At 67.6% G+C, this 512-nt stretch carries 1 protein-coding gene; it reads right to left on the reverse strand.

The genetic code is table 11. The features are described from left to right. The coding region (locus tag JLI01S_RS16530; RefSeq protein ID WP_157075033.1) for a GDP-mannose 4,6-dehydratase at positions 1 to 388 on the reverse strand (388 nt) is incomplete at its 3' end. Positions 389 to 512: the final 124 nt, after the last annotated feature.

Here is a 512-nt window from a genome sequence, read left to right on the forward strand (position 1 = left end):
CGAGCGCGAGGTCGCCGTAGACCTCGTCGGTCGAGATGTGGTGGTAGCGCACGCCGTGGCGCCGCACGGCTTGGAGCAATTCGTAGGTCCCGACGACATTGGTCTGCACGAAGGGTCCCGGCGAGCTCAGCGAGTTGTCGTTGTGCGACTCTGCGGCGAAGTGCACGACGAGGTTAGCCTCCCCCACGAGCGAGTCCACGAGCGCGCCGTCCTGCACCTGCCCCTCGATGAACCGCACGTCATCGAGCACGCCGTCCAGCGAGGACAGCGAGCCTGCGTAGGTCAGCGCGTCGAGCACCGTCACCTCCGCGTCCGGCCGGGTCGCCAGCGTCTGGTGGACGAAGTTGCTCCCGATGAACCCGGCTCCCCCGGTGACGAGCACGCGCATGTCAGTTCCTTTCGTTCGTCGAGGGGTCTCGAGGCTCGTCGCTGGCGCTCCTCGCACCTCGGCCAGCGCAAGCCCCGTTCGTCGAGGTGCGAGGTACGAGCCTCGAGACGTACTCAACCAGCGC

It is taken from the genome of Janibacter limosus NBRC 16128 (assembly GCF_001570985.1).
Lineage (GTDB): Bacteria > Actinomycetota > Actinomycetes > Actinomycetales > Dermatophilaceae > Janibacter > Janibacter limosus.